The following is a 287-nucleotide window of genomic DNA, read 5'->3' on the forward strand; positions in this document are numbered from 1 at the left end:
CTTTTGCCATAAATGGTTTTCGGATCGAGGGGATCGTCTTCCCTATATGGCTGGGTTCCTTTCCCATTGAATACATAGTCCGTGCTGATATGAACATATTGAGCTCCGATGCGGGTTGACTCAAGCGCTGTATAATAAGCGCCGATTCCGTTAATCAAGTACGCTTTATCAAGCTCTTTCTCGCATTGATCAACCGACGTAAACGCGGCGCTATTGACCACGATATCCGGCTGATAATAGCCAAACGAATGCCGTACTGAGCGCTGGTCAGCAATGTTCATCATCTT

At 46.7% G+C, this 287-nt stretch carries 1 protein-coding gene; it reads right to left on the reverse strand.

What is annotated here, in order from left to right:
• Window positions 1-284: sugar nucleotide-binding protein (locus PU683_RS22140; protein ID WP_277174660.1), on the reverse strand; the 284-nt coding region annotated here is incomplete at its 3' end.
• Window positions 285-287: the final 3 nt, after the last annotated feature.

Source organism: Candidatus Kosakonia sp. 282A-S69 (genome assembly GCF_029433855.1).
In the GTDB taxonomy this organism is placed as follows: domain Bacteria; phylum Pseudomonadota; class Gammaproteobacteria; order Enterobacterales; family Enterobacteriaceae; genus Kosakonia; species Kosakonia cowanii_A.